17 protein-coding genes are annotated in these 18,548 nt (G+C 52.2%); 13 read left to right on the top strand and 4 right to left on the bottom strand.

What is annotated here, in order from left to right; all coding sequences use genetic code 11:
* The first annotated feature begins 44 nt into the window (after nt 1–44).
* Complete coding sequence (locus tag DVH26_RS35700) at nt 45–1,880, top strand: WG repeat-containing protein (protein WP_239630335.1); 1,836 nt, start codon at nt 45–47, stop codon at nt 1,878–1,880.
* A 74-nt stretch (nt 1,881–1,954) separates the two neighbouring features.
* Here DVH26_RS35700 and DVH26_RS35695 read toward each other — a convergent pair whose 3' ends face one another.
* Together DVH26_RS35695 and DVH26_RS35690 are read right to left on the bottom strand one after the other, a co-directional pair.
* The gene (locus DVH26_RS35695) at nt 1,955–2,419 is read right to left on the bottom strand and encodes an SRPBCC family protein (RefSeq protein WP_239630334.1); all 465 of its coding nucleotides are present in this window, start codon (nt 2,417–2,419) and stop codon (nt 1,955–1,957) included.
* On the bottom strand, nt 2,400–2,729 hold the full coding sequence (locus DVH26_RS35690) for an ArsR/SmtB family transcription factor (RefSeq protein ID WP_239630333.1): 330 nt from the start codon (nt 2,727–2,729) through the stop codon (nt 2,400–2,402). The genes DVH26_RS35695 and DVH26_RS35690 overlap by 20 nt, the downstream gene beginning before the upstream one ends.
* Nucleotides 2,730–2,870: 141 nt before the next feature.
* Here DVH26_RS35690 and DVH26_RS35685 point away from each other — a divergent pair, with 141 nt between their 5' ends.
* The 11 genes from DVH26_RS35685 (at nt 2,871) to DVH26_RS35635 (ending at nt 13,825) form a co-directional block, all read left to right on the top strand.
* On the top strand, nt 2,871–3,317 hold the full coding sequence (locus DVH26_RS35685; RefSeq protein ID WP_239630332.1) for an SRPBCC family protein: 447 nt from the start codon (nt 2,871–2,873) through the stop codon (nt 3,315–3,317).
* On the top strand, nt 3,318–3,512 hold the full coding sequence (locus DVH26_RS35680; RefSeq protein WP_239630331.1) for a hypothetical protein: 195 nt from the start codon (nt 3,318–3,320) through the stop codon (nt 3,510–3,512). It begins immediately after the preceding gene.
* On the top strand, nt 3,513–3,917 hold the full coding sequence (locus DVH26_RS35675; protein ID WP_239630330.1) for a DUF1761 domain-containing protein: 405 nt from the start codon (nt 3,513–3,515) through the stop codon (nt 3,915–3,917). It begins immediately after the preceding gene.
* A gap of 120 nt (nt 3,918–4,037) precedes the next feature.
* Nucleotides 4,038–4,700: a Crp/Fnr family transcriptional regulator gene (locus tag DVH26_RS35670; protein WP_239630329.1), complete on the top strand. Its 663-nt coding sequence runs from the start codon at nt 4,038–4,040 to the stop codon at nt 4,698–4,700.
* A gap of 91 nt (nt 4,701–4,791) precedes the next feature.
* Nucleotides 4,792–4,983: a YgaP family membrane protein gene (locus tag DVH26_RS35665; protein WP_239630328.1), complete on the top strand. Its 192-nt coding sequence runs from the start codon at nt 4,792–4,794 to the stop codon at nt 4,981–4,983.
* 380 nt (nt 4,984–5,363) lie between these two features.
* On the top strand, nt 5,364–6,488 hold the full coding sequence (locus tag DVH26_RS35660) for a hypothetical protein (protein WP_239630327.1): 1,125 nt from the start codon (nt 5,364–5,366) through the stop codon (nt 6,486–6,488).
* 20 nt (nt 6,489–6,508) lie between these two features.
* Nucleotides 6,509–8,035, top strand: coding sequence for a glycan biosynthesis hexose transferase WsfD (wsfD, locus tag DVH26_RS35655; RefSeq protein ID WP_239630326.1), 1,527 nt, complete (start codon nt 6,509–6,511; stop codon nt 8,033–8,035).
* A 20-nt stretch (nt 8,036–8,055) separates the two neighbouring features.
* Nucleotides 8,056–9,621, top strand: coding sequence for a DUF2334 domain-containing protein (locus tag DVH26_RS35650; RefSeq protein ID WP_239630325.1), 1,566 nt, complete (start codon nt 8,056–8,058; stop codon nt 9,619–9,621).
* A complete protein-coding gene (locus tag DVH26_RS35645; protein WP_239630324.1) occupies nt 9,618–10,868 on the top strand; it encodes a glycosyltransferase family 2 protein in 1,251 nt (416 codons plus the stop codon). The genes DVH26_RS35650 and DVH26_RS35645 overlap by 4 nt, the downstream gene beginning before the upstream one ends.
* Before the next feature lie 21 nt (nt 10,869–10,889).
* A complete protein-coding gene (locus DVH26_RS35640; RefSeq protein ID WP_239630323.1) occupies nt 10,890–12,974 on the top strand; it encodes a cellulose biosynthesis cyclic di-GMP-binding regulatory protein BcsB in 2,085 nt (694 codons plus the stop codon).
* On the top strand, nt 12,971–13,825 hold the full coding sequence (locus tag DVH26_RS35635) for a GGDEF domain-containing protein (protein WP_239630322.1): 855 nt from the start codon (nt 12,971–12,973) through the stop codon (nt 13,823–13,825). Before DVH26_RS35640 ends, DVH26_RS35635 begins: the two co-directional genes overlap by 4 nt.
* A 59-nt stretch (nt 13,826–13,884) precedes the next feature.
* Here the strand turns inward: DVH26_RS35635 and DVH26_RS35630 are convergent, their stop codons facing one another.
* Both DVH26_RS35630 and DVH26_RS35625 read right to left on the bottom strand, forming a co-directional pair.
* Nucleotides 13,885–17,013 carry a hybrid sensor histidine kinase/response regulator gene (locus tag DVH26_RS35630; protein WP_239630321.1) on the bottom strand — a complete coding sequence of 1,043 codons (3,129 nt, stop codon included), beginning with the start codon at nt 17,011–17,013 and terminating at the stop codon, nt 13,885–13,887.
* A gap of 130 nt (nt 17,014–17,143) precedes the next feature.
* Nucleotides 17,144–17,917 (bottom strand): GGDEF domain-containing protein, encoded by a 774-nt coding sequence (locus tag DVH26_RS35625; RefSeq protein WP_239630320.1) that lies wholly within the window; start codon nt 17,915–17,917, stop codon nt 17,144–17,146.
* 258 nt (nt 17,918–18,175) lie between these two features.
* On the opposite strand from DVH26_RS35625, the gene DVH26_RS35620 reads away from it, so the two are divergent.
* Complete coding sequence (locus tag DVH26_RS35620; RefSeq protein ID WP_239630319.1) at nt 18,176–18,547, top strand: response regulator; 372 nt, start codon at nt 18,176–18,178, stop codon at nt 18,545–18,547.
* Nucleotide 18,548: the final 1 nt, after the last annotated feature.

The raw sequence follows: 18,548 nt of genomic DNA, 5'->3' as shown, positions 1-18,548 counted from the left end.
CAGATGAGCATTTAATTTTACAAAGACAAAGATGGAGTCTATCTATGCTGAAAAAAACAATCATTTCCCTATATTGCGCCGCTTTGCTGCTGCCTGGAGGGCGGTTATTCGCCGAAAGTCCGAAGGACATCACGGTCATAGTCAACGGACAAGCTGCGGTCTTTGAGCAGCCTCCTTTTATCGAGAACGGAACGACGCTGGTGCCGTTTCGTCCGATTTTCGAACGGATTGGATTGACAGTACAATGGGATGAGTCTGCACAAACTATCCAAGGTAAAAACCATAAGACGACTATCACATTGAGAGTGGGGCAAAGGGAAGCGCTCGTTAATGAAAAGCCGGTCGAGCTTGATGCGGCTCCGGCTATCAGCGACGGGGTAACGTTCGTACCGCTTCGTTTCGTCGGAGAGAGTCTTGAAGGCGATGTCGAGTGGAATGAACCGACCCGTACGATCCGGTTAGGGACGACCGACGAGGAGAAGCTGCGACGGGCCATTGTGAACGGCGATGAGAAGCAGGTTCTAGCCCTTCTTGACGAAGGTGCGTACCCGAACTATACGGATGCAGCGCAGCAGTCTTTGCTGGAGCTAGCCGTGACGATTTCTCCCGCTGTGACTGAAGCTTTGTTAAAAGCGGGAGCGGAAACCAACTCAAGAAATGCTCAAGGGGATTATCCTCTGCATCAAGCGGTGAAGAAGCACGACACGGTTCTTCTCCAAATGCTGCTGGATGCCAAGGCCGATGCCGGCGTACAGGATGCCAAAGGACGGGCGCCGCTAGAGCTGGCGGTCGAGATAAGTCAAGAAGCGGGGAACGATACTGCGGCTCAAGAGCGAATCCTAACCATAGTCGACATGCTTGGCAGGTACAATGTGACTGTACCGCGGCCGCTCTTCCCTCTGAATGTGAATGGAAAATACGGATACATTGATCGGTACGGTACGATGATTGTCCCTGCACAATATGATAGCGCCGAACCGTTCTCCGATGACTTGGCCGTCGTGGGGGTGCGAAAGGACAATCACATGAAATACGGCTATATCGGTTTGAAAGGCAATATCGTTCTAGAACCGCAGTATGACGCTGCAGGCTCCTTTCAATCCGGAGCAGCACCTGTGACGATGAAAAGCCAAGGCGGGCTGTTCGCCCAATACATCGATAAACAGGGGAAGCCGTTGTTTCCTGGCATGTTTACTTTTGCTGAGCCTTTTGAAGATCAAATTGCCGTTGTATCTACGTCCGACGACCATTCGTTAACCGATCTCAAGAAAGGCTTGATAGATCGAGAGGGTAACTTTATTGCCGCCCCTCAATTTAAGCATGATATATTTGCAGGAACGCCTTATGGCGAAGGGTTATTTGCGGTCACGAGAGGCGGCGCTCGGTGGGGGTATATCGATACCGCAGGGAAGGAACGGATTCCCTTTGTTTTTGACCGTGCAAGGGCGTTTAGTGAAGGATTGGCTGCAGTGACGAAGGATCAGACTCCTGCCGGCTTATATGGGTATATCGATCGGAATGGAACAACACAGATTGAGCCGAAGTACAAGGCAGCTCTTGAATTTTCGGAAGGACTCGCTCCTGTGCAGCTTCCGGATAGCAATGGCTGGGGATACATCGATGCCAAGGGGAGCATGGTCATCCAGCCGCAGTTCGGATATGCGGGGAGTTTCCGGCAAGGAATTGCACCGGTGAAGTCGTTGTCGGGCCCAGGCAACATGGGATATATCGACAAGCATGGTGATTGGGTCATCCCGCCCATATACGACAAGGCGAGTGAGTTTTACAATGGATTGGCCAAAGTACAGCTCAACGGTACTGAATCGTATATTGATGTGACAGGTCGTACGGTTGTGGTTTCAGCTATACACGAGTTATAAAAAAGAAGCAGCCGTTGCTGCTTCTTTCGCTTTTCTCCCAGACCCCACGGCAGCACATCCGTGTTCTTCACCATTTATTTATTGTCATGCATCGCTTGCTCGGACCAAGGATCGACGCCAGGGTCTTGACCTTGCGCCAACTGCTGAATACGCGGCATGTAATGCGACCAGCCTTGCTGATGCGAAGCGATCTCGGAGGCCGGCAGATCGTAGTGAGTCAGCGTCAAGAGGGTACCGTTATCTTGCGCCGTCAGCTTGAACTCGACGGTGCTGGAGCCTGGAGGCACAAGCTTCGACTTTTCCCAGCCCCAGGACATAACGATCTTCTCGTTCGGGATGATTTCCTTATATTCCCCCATGGCGATATCGCTGCCATTCACGTCGATGCGGTATTTGCCGCCGATGCTGGGATCGAGCAAGACGTGGCGTCCCATCCAGCGCACCAGCTTGTCGGAATCGGTAAAAAACGTGAACAACGTCTCTGGACGGCATTCTATGAAAATCTCTTTCACAATCGTGTCATTGCTGTTCATTGGCATTATTCTTTCTCCTCTCTTCTTCTTCCGCGGCTTCTTTCAAGCGCAGCAAGCTGTCATCCCAGAAGCTCTCAATATATTGCTTCAATTCGGCGAACCCTTCCCTCCTAATCCCGTAAAATCGTTTGGTGCCCGCGCGCCGGACAACGACGAGCCCGGCTTCCTCCAACACTTTGAGATGCTGCGATATGGCTGGTGCCGATATATCAAAATGCGATGCTATGGCGCTGGAGGGCAGCTCTCCATCACGGACGAGATATAAGATATCCCGGCGCCTCGGTTCCGCTAAGGCGTGAATGGCTTTATCTATCATGGCATTAATTTAGCACATACTTAATTAAGTGTCAACTTAAACAAAACTTGCACATGATTCCGTCTTGCTATATTCTGACCTTGTAAGCATGTATCCATAGGGGTGTATAACTTGCAAACAATACGATAAGGAGCATTCGCCATGGTAGATGTTTTGACCGAAATCATCATTAACCGTCCCCGGGACGAGGTGGCTGCCTATGCCGCAAACCCGGACAATGCACCCGAATGGTACGTCAATATCCGTTCAGCGGAGTGGCGGACTCCCAAACCGTTAACTGTCGGGACGCAAATTGCTTTTAAAGCGGATTTTCTCGGCAAGGAGCTTGCCTACATATATGAAATAGCGGATTATGTTCCTGGTCAAAAGCTGGTCATGAGGACGGCGGACGGTCCTTTTCCTATGGAAACGACCTATACATGGGAAGCCGCCGGCAGCCATGCAGCCCGGATGACGCTGCGCAACAGAGGCAATCCGAGCGGTTTTTCCGCCATATTCGCCCCGTTTATGTCGTTCATGATGCGGAGCGCGAACAAGAAGGATTTGAAGAATATCAAGGCAATACTGGAACAGGGAGCGGTAACATAGATGGCTGAGCTCGACAATGAACAGCGCGCACGCATTCATAAAGCGTTGGAATACATTGAAAACCACCTGGACCAGACGTTAACGCTGGAGCATTTGGCCAAAATGGTCTACGTATTCTCCGTCGCATTTTCACAGGCTGTTTACCGAAATGCTAGGGGAGACGCCCGCCGACTATGTGATTGGGGGTCGTATTGAATGAACATGGATTTGGCACAATTGAATTATTGGGCTGTACTTGCAGGAGCTATCTTTTATATGATCTTCGGAGCGCTCTATTATTCCCCGGTCTTGTTCGGCAGTCAATGGACGAGACTCAATAAGGTCAAAGAAGGACATATGAGCAATCCGCTCATTTATGTTGCCTCCACCGGGGTAGCATTTCTCAGCTCGTTCCTGGTTGCTGTTCTGGTACAGGCGGCGGGTGCGGGCAATCTCGTTTCCGGACTCATCCTGGGTTTCATCGTTGGTATTCTTGTTGCTCTCGTCTATTTAAAAAATGCGGCCTTCGGCCTCATGTCAAGCAAAGTATATGCGATTGCAGCAGGCGAGCATCTGGTTTCATTTCTCGTGCTGGGAGCTTTACACGGAGGTTTATCGTAACACCAGAAAAAGGATGGTACGCGGATTCCGGCGAATTAGTTACATTGCGTTTGTTGTATTTGAACGAAAGCAGGAATGCGAAATTCGGTTAGCCTAAATCCGGGGGTGGAGTGTGAAGCCATGCTGCCGCAGCAAATCGATTGCATTGTATCCAAATTTCCGAGCTTATCGGATATAGCCAAGGAAGACTGGGAGACGAACGGCATCTCGGTCTGGGCCTTGCCTCCCAATCAAGTGCTGCATGAAGGGCATTTATTGGAGCACGCCGCCCTCATGCTGGATGGGACCGTGAGAGTGTATAAAGTGAGCGGGAGCGGCAGGGAAGTCACCTTATACCGGATTCATGACGGGGAATGCTGTCCGCTTATGATTACGAGCATATTGGGAGAGACCCAGTACGAGGCATCGGCTTGCATTGAAGTGCCTTCCACCGTCCTGATTATTCCTATAGCGGTATTTCGCGATTGGATCGACCGGTACAAAAGCTTCCGGCAGTATATTTTTAAAGTGTTCGCCGAGCGGTTGCTGATCATGTCGAATTTATTGGACAGCATCCACTTTAAATCGGTCCGCTCTCGTATTGCTGAATATTTGCTGCGGGAAACCGCTCCGGATCAGCCTGCCGTAACCATGACCCATGATCAATTGGCGGTGGAACTGGGCTCCGCCCGGGAGGTCATAAGCCGTACGCTGAAGACGATGGAGCAGGAAGGGCGGCTCCAGTTGTCGCGGGGAAAAATCACTGTTCTTCACAGGGAATCTTTGCTAGAGCTTGTCGAATAGTTTGGTGATGAAGTTACGGAACGCCGGCGCCGCTCCTTGTATGATAGGAACCAGGAAATAACCACTATCATATAAGGAGATGACTTTCTATATGAAAAGAAATGTCGGAGGGGCCGATCGAGCCATACGGATTATTACAGGACTAGCGTTTGCTTCGCTGGTTTATTTTCTGCCGGGGGCATGGAAATGGCTTGGGATAATCAGCGTTCCATTGCTCTTTACGGGGCTGACTCAGAAATGTGCCATCAACCGGCTTCTTGGGATCAACAGCTGCAAGCTGTAAGGCGAAGCATAACCGGTTATGGACTGCATAACAAGGCTGCAGTAGGTTAGAGGTTTAACCTAAGGGAGGAACCTCATCGGGATATACTGCACGCTGCGAAGGTTATCCTGGTTTTTTCAACAAGCTTAAGGCTCTCCACTCGTTTGGAGGAGCCTTTTTTTGTTTAAGTTAATAAAGAGGGTATCGGACCGCCACCAAATCATCATGCCAATACTTACCTTCTAATGGTCCCAAGGCGATATGGTAAACTAATTTATCATATAAAGAAAATTTGATAAAAAACGACAATTCGACATAATACGTGAAAACATTGTAAAATAATGTTGAAAAATAGTTCCCGTATTCCAAGATGGATAGCAGTGAAAGGGAGATAGAAAGGTATGAGCAAAAGGATGCTTCTGGGGTTGAACAGCTTGCTGCTATTCTTGCTGCTTACGGCTTGCGAGACGCCGAATTCATCCATGCCTGCTCCCGTGCCGCTGGCGCACACGCAATCCTACGGGGATTCACTGCACATGACAGAGAAACGGGATGCGCTGTACAAGTTTATTACGGAGCACCTTACGGGTATTAACGGAATATATACGAATCTGCGGGATTCCGCGCAATCGTCGGAGGCTGCCAGCGGTCACGAGGTGCTGAGCGAGTCGGCGGGCCTTATGCTGCGCTACTACGCTATAGCCGGCCAGCGGAGCGGCTTCGACGCGGAATGGGCCAAAGCGAAGCAGACATTCGATCTTGCAACCGGGTTCAGCTATAGATACAGTCCTGTGCTCAATAAGCGGTATACGCTCAATGCGGCCGTGGACGATCTTCGGATCATCCGCGCTTTGTACGAAGCGGGACAAACCTTCAAGGATGAAGGCTATACGAATCAAGCGAAGACGTACGGCAGCCGTTTTTACGAGCATAATGTAAAAGACGGTTATTTGTATGATTTTTACGACGAAACGTACAAGACGACGAACCGGTTTATTACGCTATGTTACATCGATCTGAAGACGCTTGGCATGCTCGATATTGAAAGCAGGCAGAAGGACGCACTGCTGGCGAACATGCTGAAGACGGTGAAGAAAGGATACATATCGGACGATTTTCCGTTCTACGAAACGCGGTATGATTACGGCGCCCAAGCCTACAGCTCGGAAGGGATCAACACCGTGGAATCGCTGCTGACGATTTTGTCCTTGGCGGAAGTGCGGCAGCATCAGCCCGAGAGCATCCGGTTTTTGAAAAAGCAGGTGCTGGCCGGCACTTTGTTCGGCCAGTATACAAGGGACGGGAAGCCGGCCAACGATATTCGATCGACGGCGATTTATGCCATTGCGGCTATGATAGGCTCCGAGCTTGGAGATAAGGAGCTCTATGAAGCGAGCATCCGCAGAATGAACGAATTTCAGATACGGAATACCGGCAGCGTGCTGGACGGAGGCTTCGGAGATACAGCGTCCATGCAAGCCTATTCCTTCGATAATCTGAACGCTTTACTAGCTTACGTATATTAACAAGAAAGAAGGCTAAGCCAATGCAGGAAGCCCGGCCTGAACGTGTTTGGATCCGTTACGCTTCCCCTGCGGTAATGGCGGCTGCTGGAGTGTTTCTGATTACTTTATTCGCACTGTTCGTCCCGCCTTATATCGGGATGGCGGATAACGGGGACTACTTTCGCAGCTTATACGGAAATGGGCTCTACTTCAATGCTCCCGATTATAACAGCCAGTACTTGGGTTACTTCGTCAAAAACTATGGGATTTTTCAATACTACAACGAGAATGGTGCAGCCCTATTTTCTTCGCAATCGCTGTTTATTAAGTTAGCAATATGGCTTAACCAGCTGCTATATCATCCCCAGTTGTTCGATATCCGATTTCAAGCCGCTATTTACACGGTACTGTATACGATGGCCGTTTACTTGCTGATAGAAGGCATTACGTGGAGGCTCCCCGCAAAGCGAGGGTATATCATTGCGGGAATAGCTATTTTCCTATTCGGCGATACAGGGTATACCGCGTACTTCAACTCCTTTTTCAGCGAAAGCGTCGTTCTCATAACATCCATGCTCGTATTCGCCTCAGGATTGCTGCTTTATCGGAAACGATACAATGACTATGTTCTTCTGGGATTGTTCTTCATAAGCACGATCATTCTAACGACGAGTAAACAGCAAAACGCACCGGTCGGCATTCTGATCTCCATGCTGGGCGTATTTCTCGTGCTGATCCGTCGGGAGAGGACGTTTCGCGCGATCACGGCTTCGCTTCTCGTGCTGCTGTTCGCTGTAGGTGTAGGTACCTATGTGCTGATTCCTAAGGAATTCGTCAACATTAACAAATACCATGCCATGACGCGGGGCGTACTGATGGATTCGGTCAATCCGGAAAAAACGCTGGAATCGTTCGGTATCGACAAGCAGTTTGCGATCTTGAATCAGAGCATCTATTACAACCCTTATACCACCGTAGATGTAGATTCGGAGCTGCTGGAGAACGAATTTTACAGCCGGTATGGTTTCGGCTCCATTCTGGACTATTACATCACCCATCCGGATCAGGCGGGAAAAATGCTGAATCTGGCTGCCAAAAGCGGCTTCACCATTCGTCCTCCGGCCATGGGGAACTACGAGAAATCGGTAGGAAAGCCGTTTGGCGCCCAGACGAAGTTTTTCTCCGGGTACAGCTTGATGAAAGACGCGCTGGCGCCCAAAACGTTCGGATTTGTCGTCATTTGGATGATTATCGTGATCGGTCTGTACACGCCGTCTTTCGTTACCGCCTGGAAATTACGGGAGATGAGGCGCTGCTTCCGGTTACCGCTTGTTGTGATGATGATGCTCATCGGGATATCCGGCATTGCGGTTTCTATTATCGGGGCGGGGGATGCCGACTTGTCCAAGCATGAATTTTTATTCACGGCGACGTTCGATCTGGTATCGTTTCTTGCCGTCGCGGATATCCTCGGCCGCAGGCTGTGGGCGGTCGAGCAGGAGCCGGCTCAAGCGCCTGAAATGCAGCCGAGCGTACCGGAGCAGAAGGGGCTAACGCTGCAAGCGTAATGATGAAGGGGGAGAGAAGGATGGCTGGAACAACAACATGGAAGCTATGGATGGTGACGCTATGCCTTCTTCTCTTGCTCCCCTATGGTTTCGTTCAACGGGCTTATGCCGAACCGGCCCGCGTGCTGGTAGTCTATGACAGCCTGGCACTCGGCACGCCGAAGGAAGGGAATATCGAGGCTTTGAAGCGGGTGCTCGCTTCGTTCGGAGTCGAGGTTACGGTGACGAGCTTCGACCGTTACAAGCAAGGGACATTGGACAAGTATCAGCAAGTCATCGGGGTGCGCAACGCAGACGATCTTACTGAGCTCAAGGCGGAATACAGGAACGATTTTGCCTCGTATCAGGGGGCGTACTTGCACATTGGATCGCAGCTTCCCGATAAGACGCGGCAAGCGCTGGGCTTGCAGGTGGAGGAGCGAAGCAGAGATACGATTCGATTATCGATAGGCTCGTACGCTCAGTCCGCCATTCCGGTTAACCGGATGCCGTACATTGTACAGACGGAAGGGACTGCATTTGCATACGGAACTCTTGTTTCGGACAGCTCCCATGCCGTTTCTCCGTACGGTGTCATGAGAGAGCGGATGGCTTACGTTCCTTATTTCGAAAAAGGAAATTTGAGCGAGCTGGCTATCGCCTATATAGTCAAGGATTGGCTGGGCGTGAAGAGACAGAGCCAAAACTACGTGCTGTTCAAGCCCGTATATCCGTTCTCCAATCTGGAACAGATGCAGCGGCTGGCCGACCGGTTGTACGAATCCGGCATTCCTTTCATCGTAAGTGCTATGCCGGTGTTCAGCAATACGGATTATCCGGCGATGAAGCGGTATCTCGAAGCGCTGAAATATGTGCAGTCGCGAAACGGCAGCATCCTCGTGAACGCGCCGGTCGTAGCATCGACGATAAGTCAGGATATTACGACATTAAGCGACCAGATGGCTTCTTTTATTAACGCGCTGGCCGAATACGGGATCGCACCGCTCGGCATAGGCGCCGAAATGTACTGGACCTACGATCAGCATTATACGGCGCGAGGCATGTCCTATTTTGACTCCATCGTCACGTTCCCGAACGAGCGCATCATGCACCGGGCGCAGACCGATACGTCGAAGGCGTTCTCTTCTTCCGTATACACCCTGAAGGCCGGCGAGCTGAATAAGTTCGAGCAGCAAGGCAAGGTCAGGGAGCCGTTTCCTATGGACACCGCTCTTGTATACGACTTCCCGGAAGACGGGAAGCAGTTCGAGCAAACGCTGCAAGCTCTCACTTCGGATTGGACGACCTATGCGGATTACAAAATGGCGGCGCATACGGTTCGGACGGGAGCGAACGAGGCAGTCTCCCGGCAAGGGCAGCTGCAGATCAACGGACAGACGCCTGTACTGAACAAGGCGGTCAAAGCCGTCGATTCGCAGCACGTATACATTCAAGAAGGGCCCAAAGCGTTTGCCGCCGTCTTCACTTTGCAAAATAACATTTTTATCGCGCTCATCTTGCTTACGCTTCTAATCTTCGCCGGCTTTCTGATAATCGGGCACCGGCTGTACCGGCGCAAATACACAAACCAGGAGAGATCGTTGTGACCATTGCCGATATTCTTATGCTGATTTCCGTTCTATGCATTTGGTCGCTTCTGCTGGTGAACGTGGTTCTGATTGTAGCAGGCTACCTGTACTACATTCAGATTGAAGAGAAGCCGGTGCCGCTCTGGGAAGGGGAAATGCCCTTCGTCTCTATTATGGTGCCCGCCCATAACGAAGCCAAGGTCATTATTCAGACCGTCGAATCGCTGCTGGGGCTCGAATACCCTCATGACCGTTATGAGATTATTGTCATTAACGACAACTCCTCCGATAACAGCAGCGTCCTGCTATCTAATCTGCAGTCGAAGCATCCCGGACGCAATATGATCGTCCTGAATACGGATGCGGTGACAGGGGGCAAAGGGAAGTCGAACGCTTTGAATTTGGGCTTCGCGCAAAGCCGGGGCGAGCTGATTGCGATTTACGACGCCGATAATACGCCGGAGAGAAAGGCGCTGCTCTATCTTGTATCGGAAATCATGCACGATGCCTCGCTAGGGGCGGTTATCGGCAAATTCCGGACGCGAAACCGGGATGTCAATATGTTAACGCGGTTCATTAACGTGGAGACGCTATCGTTCCAATGGATGGCGCAGGCGGGGCGCTGGAAGCTGTTCAAGCTGTGCACGATCCCCGGAACGAATTTTATCATGAGGCGCGAAATCGTTGAGCATATAGGCGGCTGGGATGTTAAGGCGATCGCCGAGGATACGGAGATCAGCTTCCGCATTTATATGATGGGCTACCGGATCAAGTTTCAGCCGAAGGCCGTCACTTGGGAGCAGGAGCCCCAGACGGTCAAAGTGTGGTTCAAGCAGCGGACGAGGTGGGCCAAGGGAAACATTTACGTCATCGTGAAAAACATCCCCCTCCTGTTTGACCGTTCGGCGTCGAAGGTACGCTTTGATATTTTATATTTTCTATCGATTTATTTCTTGCTGCTAACCTCGTTGATCATGTCCGATATGCTGCTTATTCTAAATGCACTGGGCTATGTTACGACGACGATCGCCAGCTTCAGCTCCTTCTTGTGGATGCTGGCTATAACGCTGTTTGTCGTTGGGACCTTCATCACTCTCGTTACGGAAAAGGGAGAAATGAGGCTATCCAATGTCTGGATTATTTTGCTCATGTATGTGTCGTACTGTCAGTTATGGATGGTTGTCGCTGCTTACGGCTTCTTTACGTACCTGAAGGACTTGGTATTTAAGCGAGAGGCAAAATGGTATAAAACCGAACGCTTCTAGCGCGGGAAGGGAACATTTTAGATGAAACGACTGCTATTGATAACAAGCGTCTGCTTGTCCTTGCTGGTTCCGCAAATGGCTTTGGCCGCCGAAGCGGCAGACGGCTCCGCCCCCCTTGTGAAAAACTATGGAACGGTTCTATCCGACACCTCCTTATCGGGCGGCTTCACATCGACGGAGCAATTTTTCCGGGTCGAAGACTATTGGAAGGTCGATTCGGTAATGCTTCAGCTCGATTATAAAACGTCGACGTTGACGCAGACGGAGCGTTCCAGCGTAACGTTACTCATTAACGGAAGCCCGTTCCACTCGTTCCGGATGACCGTCGGCGATGCGGACATGCAGCGCTTGAACGTAACCGTTCCAGCCGCATTGATTGTGCCGGGGGTAAATACATTATCGATTCAAGGGCACCTCGAAACGACGGTTCCGAACCCGAATCTCGTGTGCTTGCCGACGACCAATAGGGATAACTGGCTGCATATTCTGGATAGCTCGGCCATCAACGTAAAGCATAGCAATGAAGCGATGAAGAATAGCATTCGCGACTTCAACCGGCACTTCATCGGGGCAGATACGACCAACGACGGATTAAATGCCGTCGCCGTGTCCGAGAAAGGGCATCCTGCCGAGCTGGAGGCGGCCGTCTATGCCTTGTCCGGCTTGGCCAAAGCAAGCCCGGTCAAAGACAAGGTCATCCCTCTGGTGCCTTACAGTGAGGAGACGTTGAAAGGGAAGCAGGCCGTCGTAGCGATAGCGCTGTATGACAACTTGTCCCCGTCTCTTAAGCCGCTGCTCAGCCGATCGGATGTGCAGGACAAGGCGCTGATCCAGCTGGTCCGGCTGGCGGATCAGCCGACGCTGGTCATAACGTCGAGCGACCCCGGCTTATTGATCAAGGCCGGGCGGCTCGTGGCCAATCAATCGCTGCTGGGCCAGCTCGATGCCGATACGAAGGTGGTCGACTCGACCACGGAGGTCGCCACACCGCAGGTGGATGTGAGCCGTAACGTAACTTTGACGGAGGCGGGCGACAAGCTGACCGGGGCGCTGCACCGGGAAAAAACGTATTTCATCGCGCTGCCGGGCAACCGCTCTATCGCCGACGCCAGCAAGCTGAGCCTTGATTTCCGCTATGCGCGGAACTTGGACTTTAGCCGTTCCATGGTCACCGTCTTAATAGACAAGACGCCGATCGGCAGCAAAAAGCTGTCTACCGAGCTGGCCAACGGCGACCATATGGAAATGACGATACCGAAAGACTTGAATATTTCCGGCAATTTCTCCGTCACGGTCGCGTTCGACCTGGAGCTGGAGGATGCGGGATGTATCGATACGCAGGATCAAATGCCATGGGCATTTATCGACAAAAAATCGATGCTGCAGCTGAATACCAAAGACCGTGCCGAGCTGCTGCTCAATAATTATCCGTATCCGCTTCTTCGGGACGGCAGCTACAATCAGGTTGCCGTTGTCCTGCCGAAGGAACGGGAATCGTATACGTACGCTACCTTGACGAACCTGTTCAACCTGCTCGGCCAATATGCGCAGACGAACACGGGGGAGGTCCGCTTCTTCGACGACGCGGTGAGCGCCGACAATTTGAAGGCCAGGCAGGTTATTGCCATCGGGAGCTACCGCGACAATAAGATCATACGAGACAACAACGATAAGCTGTATTTCAAGTACGATCCGAACGGCGGGGGATTCGTCTCCAATGAGAAGATGAGCATCGACGCCGATTACGGGAAACGGATCGGGACGCTGCAGCTGATCGATTCCCCCTATGAAGCGGGCAGCGGTCTGTTGGCGGTAACGGGCAGCGGGGCGGAATATACGTATTTGGCCTCCAAAATGCTGGCCGGGGAAGGAACGCTCTGGAAGGTGTTCGGCGACGGGGTCGTTGCAGACAAGGACGGCAACGTGCAGGCGTTCCGGTTCAAGAAGCAGGCTGAGCCGGAAGGGCCGTCGACGATCGGCAATATTTTGGAACGGCGTGATGTCCTGGGCTTCATGGTTGCCGTAATACTGGTGATCGTATTGGTTCTCTTATCGCTGATTCTTATGGTTCGCAAATACAGGAAGAAGCGGGGGAAAGAGCAATGAGGCGATATCCAGGCAGTCTCGTTTCGGACGGCGCTTTCCTGCTGCTGTTCATCGCATGCTTTATTACCATCGTATTCATGGCGGCGGACCCTAACCGCTACATTCAGAACATCATCTTCTTGAACGTGGCGTTTCTGATCGCCGTGGTGACTTATTTTACGACGGTGACGACAGGTCTGATTCTGAATATTTTGTTCGTGTTCGGTTACGGTACGTTCACCTTGTACCAGACCGTCGTTCAAGGCGGTTCTATCAGTACGCAAAGCTACTTTTGGCTGGTTATGACCCCAATCTTCACTCTGCTGACCTGGATGTTCACATCCGCCAGCAGGCAGCTTCAGCTAGAGAACGAGCAGCTGAAGAAGGCCAATGCATCGCTCGCTACGATGGATGAGAGGACGAATTTGAAAAACAGCCTGTCCTTTCAAAACGACGCGAAGATTTTCATGGCTCTTTCGGTCCGCTACAACATCCCGCTTACCCTGCTGGTCATCGGTGTAAAATATTGGGACGAAATCAGGCGGATGATCAGCGAGGAGCACTTGATGGAAGCGGTGCATGAAATTTCGAAGGTGAGCCAGACGAGCATTCGGACGAACGATGCTTTATATTTGTTCAATAAAGACACCCCGACCTGGGGCATGCTCTTGTTCACGGACAGGCCCGGTGCGGATTTCGTCATCGAACGGTTAAGAAAAAGAGTAGATGAATTGAACCAGGGGGAATATGCAGAGAAGTACAGAGTGGAGCTGGTGCTGAAGATCGGCGCCATCGAGTACAATCGCGAGACGATCCCGACGCCGCTCGATTTCATCGTGCAGGCGAAGAAGCAGCTGCAATATGATGTATAGCCTGAAAAAGCACCGGTCCGTGAAGGCCGGTGCTTTTTCATTTCCCGCTGCAAAGAGGACTAGGAGTCCTGCAGAGCAAGCGGATATACTCGAAACATCACGCCCGTTCCTTCGCCGGGAATGCTCCGGACAGACAATCCTTCCCCGTACAGATGCTTCAAACGGCGGTTCGTATTAAACAATCCGATGCCCCGTTCTTTGCCGAGCGGACCATCGAGAATGGAGGCCAGCTGCTCCTTGCTCATCCCCGGTCCGTTATCCGTAATTTCCACTTCGGCATAGTCCTGATTACTTGTGATCCGGATTATTACGGTTCCTCCCTGCGGACTCTGCAGGATGCCATGGACGAGCGCATTTTCTACCAGAGGCTGTATCGACAGGGGAGGGAGCCGGAAGTCCAGGCTCTCCTCCACTTCCCACCGAATCGCAAGCCTCGGTCCGAAGCGCACGCTCTCAATGGATAAGTATGACTGGACCAAATCGAGCTCGTGCCGCAGCGGGACAAGCTGCCGGGAGTTGCGGAAGTCGAAGCTTTGCTGCAAGTAATCGGCGAACGTCTCCAGCAGCCGTTTCATTTGCTCCGTGTCCAGGTCGCTCAAAACGGATATCGAATTGATCGTATTAAAGAAAAAATGTGGTTTGATCTGCGCCTGGAGCCATGCGGCTTCCATCTGCAACCTTTCCTCAATGGACAGCTTCAAATCGAGCAGCGACCGTACCCGCGCTTGCAGGTCGTACGATTCTACCGGCTTGATCACATAATCGTTAGCCCCTGCCATGAAGCCGGTCGTTATATCCTCCGGATTGCTGCGAGCCGTTAGCAGGAGAATCGGCAGCTCGGACAAAGAGTAGCGCGCACGAAGGGTGCGGGTCAACTCGTAGCCGGACATTTGCGGCATCATGACGTCGGCGATGACCAGATTCCAGCTGCCTTGGCGCAGCAGAGACAATGCTTCAGTGCCGTTCGCCGCGGTGTGAATGCTGTACCCCTCGGAGGACAGCATGCCCTCCAGTATTTTCAAATTGACGGGGTCGTCGTCAACGACCAGCAGATTAGGACCCTCGGAGCCGGCAGCAGCAGATTCTTGCAGACCGGACGATGCCGAAGACGGCGCCGCAGCCGGAGCGGCTTCGGTGAACCCCGTGTACGGCTGCGGTGGCTCTGCCATCGCCAGTGCCGTCGCAGTAGCCTCGGGAGCGTGCGAGAGCTCGTCCGCCGGGATGCCGGCGCCAAGCGGCAGGCTGAACGTAAATACGCTGCCCTGCCCCGGCACGGAGCTTGCCGTAAGCGTCCCTCCGTGCAGCTCGACCAGCTGCTTGCATATGCTCAGCCCGAGCCCAAGACCGCCTCCCGTTGCCGCTACGACCTCTTCCGCCTGCTCGTACGGCTGGAACATGCTGCCGATAGCGTCCTGATCGATACCTCTCCCGGTATCCGCTACATAGATGAAGGCCTGTCGGTTCTTGGTATACGCCCCGATTGTGATGCTGCCTTCGTTCGTGAACTTGATCGCGTTATGAACGAGATTGAACACCATTTGCACCAGCCGGTTCTCATCGGCCATTACATACGGGAAGGCGTCCGGTATCTCGAGACGGAGCTGAATCGGCTTGCCGTCGGTCATAAACCGGAGCATGTCCAGGGTCCCGGAGGCAACGGACCGGACATCGACGTCCCGAAGGTGCAGCCGGATGCGGCCTTCTTTTAACCTCGTCATATCTAACAGGTCGTTCAGCAAGTAGGACATGCGACGGCTTACGGTAATCAGCAGCTCCAGATGCTTTTTGTTGCTCTCCTGCATGCGGTCTTGTTCGTTGGTGAGAACGGTTTGTGCAATATTCAAAATGCCGTGAAGCGGGTTGCGCAGTTCATGCGACGTGTTGGCTAGGAATTCGTCCTTGCGCTTATCCTCCCTTTGGAGCCGGATAGCGAGCGATTCGGTACGGGTGGATGCCCGGAAATACCGCTTGAACCAGTACGATGCAAAAGCCATTAAGGCGGCGACCATATCGAACGGATAGTGCCCGACGTCCATGGCGAATATATTTTTCATACAGCCCCAGAGTACGCTGGACACAACGGCCGTAATTCCGAGCAGCAGGAAGATGGAGTCCTCTTTATTCCTCATAACCATATGCAGCATAAGCGCACCAAAAATAAAATCCGTTAACAGACCGAACCCCAGCAGGAAGAGAATCGATTTCGAGACAAGCGATGCCGGTGCGATCATAATAAATGCAATATAGACAGCACCTGCAAGCTGCAATAGACGAAAGATTCTGTATCCGGGATGCAGGGGAAACAATTGGTTACCCAATTGGAGCAAGCAGACAGCGATGCTTGTATAGGACAAATAAATCAACCGCACCGACCATTCGTAGCTAAACGGAAACCACGTCAGCAGCGGCTTCTCGTCGTCGACAAGGATGGAGACCGCGGCACTTACGAGCAGCAGGGCGAAGGAAAGAGAGAGCTTTTGCTTCGGGACGATAAAATACAGCAGCACCGCATAGATGGCGTGGATGAGAAAAATGAGACAGACCGCGAGCTGAGAGCCTGTAAAAAATCTTGCATAGCCGCTTACGGCTGAAGCTTCCCCGAACCGGATCGATTGAAGGATGCCTCCTTCTCCGACAAAGTCGGGATTAGCTGTATGCAGGACGATGTCCAGCGTAGTCCCATCATGCGTAAAAGCGCCGGAATAAGGAATGTTCCTGAATACATATTGTGCTTCGTCAGCCGCCGGATTCCCCGCTTGCCCGACCAGGTGCCCGTTGACGAACAGCTTCGATGCCGAACGGATAGAAGTGGTGCGGATGCCGAAGGAGGTTTCCATGCCGTCTGGAACGAGAACCTGCAGACGGTACGTTCCGTAGCGGTACGAGGCTTCCGGATTCGGAAAAGCCGATGTCCAGCTTCCAGGGACCTGTATATACTGCTTACCCGGCCTGTTGGCGATGGAAGGCTGTCCGGGCGGTACGAAATGACCGGGGTAAAATTCCCACTGGCCGTCCAGCTTGACAATAGGATGCGCTCTAAAGTCCCAGCTGCGCAAATCGAGCACGCCCTGGGCGGCATGAGGGTGATCCGGAATAGCAAGCTGGCTGTTCCAAACGATCCGGACACCAGCGAGCACCATCAGAAAGGCGACGACGATAAGGGTTGTTTTCAGAGTACGTTTCTTCATAATGGAGAAATTCGACAAAATCGAACAGGATTCCTTCTCGTCCGAAGGGTAGAGGAGGCATATAGGAGAAACGCGGGTTACGGCCCAGGCCTTGAGCCTTATGGAGATAGGGCGGGCGGATTCAGGCCCATTAAGGGGAAATTGGGCCGTTGTTCATGCAGTACCGGTTTCCGCCCATACTCTTGGCCTTGTACATGGCACGGTCCGACTGTTGGATAAGAAGCGACCTGTCGGCGCTCTGCTCCGAACCGATGCTGACTCCAATACTGGCCGTAATATGAAGCTCTTGCTCCATAAGATAATAGGGTTCTTTCATTTGACGTACGATCCGATCCGCCAGTCTCTCCGCCTGCTCCTCGCAGCAATCGATGAGAATGAATGCGAACTCGTCTCCGCCGATACGATAAACCTGCTGCTTTGCCGAGACGAATCTGCGCAGTCGAGCCCCTGCCTCCTGAACGAGCCGATCGCCTATATGATGCCCGAACGTGTCGTTGATCGCTTTGAAATGGTCCAAATCGACAAACAGAATGGCAATGGTATCCCGGCCTTTGCGGGAGGCCAAATCCATATTCATTTTATTGCGGTTAGGCAGTCCGGTCATCGTGTCCGTATAGGCCATCCTCTCCAGCTGGCGCCGGTCGGTTAACAGGGCTCTCCATATCAGGAGCAAAGGGAAGACAACCATACAGGCTCCGCCAAAAAGCAGGAATGGGGCTAGTCCGGTCCAATAAGGATAGATCTGCATAATGGAGCCGATAACCGTCATCCCTGTACCCAGAAGCAGCTTGTGTCTGTGACCGTGGTAAGGCGAGGGGCTCTGGAAGGCATGATACAAGCCCAGGACAATGACAGGGGCGGAGAGGGCCAAGCTATGGTATATAGTACATCCTTCGACTGGCATAATCTAAACACTCCTCAAAAGCGACAGGTTTTAGAATAACAAGCAGCGCGGAGACGATGGCGACGGAAAAGGTTTCTATAAAATTACATTATAACGCGTGGAACTAAACAATTTCTGAACAGACAAGCGGAGGGACTCTGCAGCGAGCCGCAGCATGGCGATTTGTTCATTTTTTGTTCAGAGGCCATTGTTAAAATTAAAATAAGTTTTTGAAAAACTGGATGCTTAAGGAATTCCAGCGCTGAAGGGGGACGAGGGATGGCGGCGGTCATGGTAGTGGACGATACCGCGTTCATGCGCATGGTGATGCGCGGATTGATGGAGCAATTAGGAATGAATGTAGTGGCTGAAGCCCGCAACGGTCTGGAAGCTGTGAATTTATACGAGAAGGTAAGGCCGGATCTGGTGACGATGGACATTACGATGCCCGAAATGGACGGCATAGAAGCCCTGAAGCAAATTAAGCGGATGGACTCCAAAGCGAAGGTGATTATGTGCTCGGCCATGGGGCAAAAGGATATGGTGCTTGAGGCTATGCGCAGCGGGGCCATCGATTTCGTAGTCAAGCCGCTGCAAAAAGACCGGCTGGAGGAAGCCGTACGCAATTCCGGCGTATCGGCCGGGGTGTGAT

It is taken from the genome of Paenibacillus sp. H1-7 (genome assembly GCF_022354825.1).
In the GTDB taxonomy this organism is placed as follows: Bacteria; Bacillota; Bacilli; order Paenibacillales; family NBRC-103111; genus Paenibacillus_S.
Note: the sequence above shows the minus strand (reverse complement) of the source record. Positions and strands in the feature narration are given on the sequence as shown.

Coding starts and splice junctions, on each gene's coding strand:
- DVH26_RS35620 (WP_239630319.1), top strand. CDS start 18,176: ATGGCGGCGGTCATGGTAGTGGACGATACCGCGTTCATGCGCATGGTG.
- wsfD (WP_239630326.1), top strand. CDS start 6,509: ATGCAGGAAGCCCGGCCTGAACGTGTTTGGATCCGTTACGCTTCCCCT.
- DVH26_RS35640 (WP_239630323.1), top strand. CDS start 10,890: ATGAAACGACTGCTATTGATAACAAGCGTCTGCTTGTCCTTGCTGGTT.
- DVH26_RS35660 (WP_239630327.1), top strand. CDS start 5,364: ATGAGCAAAAGGATGCTTCTGGGGTTGAACAGCTTGCTGCTATTCTTG.
- DVH26_RS35625 (WP_239630320.1), bottom strand. CDS start 17,917: ATGCCAGTCGAAGGATGTACTATATACCATAGCTTGGCCCTCTCCGCC.
- DVH26_RS35635 (WP_239630322.1), top strand. CDS start 12,971: ATGAGGCGATATCCAGGCAGTCTCGTTTCGGACGGCGCTTTCCTGCTG.
- DVH26_RS35685 (WP_239630332.1), top strand. CDS start 2,871: ATGGTAGATGTTTTGACCGAAATCATCATTAACCGTCCCCGGGACGAG.
- DVH26_RS35690 (WP_239630333.1), bottom strand. CDS start 2,729: ATGATAGATAAAGCCATTCACGCCTTAGCGGAACCGAGGCGCCGGGAT.
- DVH26_RS35670 (WP_239630329.1), top strand. CDS start 4,038: ATGCTGCCGCAGCAAATCGATTGCATTGTATCCAAATTTCCGAGCTTA.
- DVH26_RS35665 (WP_239630328.1), top strand. CDS start 4,792: ATGAAAAGAAATGTCGGAGGGGCCGATCGAGCCATACGGATTATTACA.
- DVH26_RS35695 (WP_239630334.1), bottom strand. CDS start 2,419: ATGCCAATGAACAGCAATGACACGATTGTGAAAGAGATTTTCATAGAA.
- DVH26_RS35700 (WP_239630335.1), top strand. CDS start 45: ATGCTGAAAAAAACAATCATTTCCCTATATTGCGCCGCTTTGCTGCTG.
- DVH26_RS35630 (WP_239630321.1), bottom strand. CDS start 17,013: ATGAAGAAACGTACTCTGAAAACAACCCTTATCGTCGTCGCCTTTCTG.
- DVH26_RS35650 (WP_239630325.1), top strand. CDS start 8,056: ATGGCTGGAACAACAACATGGAAGCTATGGATGGTGACGCTATGCCTT.
- DVH26_RS35675 (WP_239630330.1), top strand. CDS start 3,513: ATGAACATGGATTTGGCACAATTGAATTATTGGGCTGTACTTGCAGGA.
- DVH26_RS35680 (WP_239630331.1), top strand. CDS start 3,318: ATGGCTGAGCTCGACAATGAACAGCGCGCACGCATTCATAAAGCGTTG.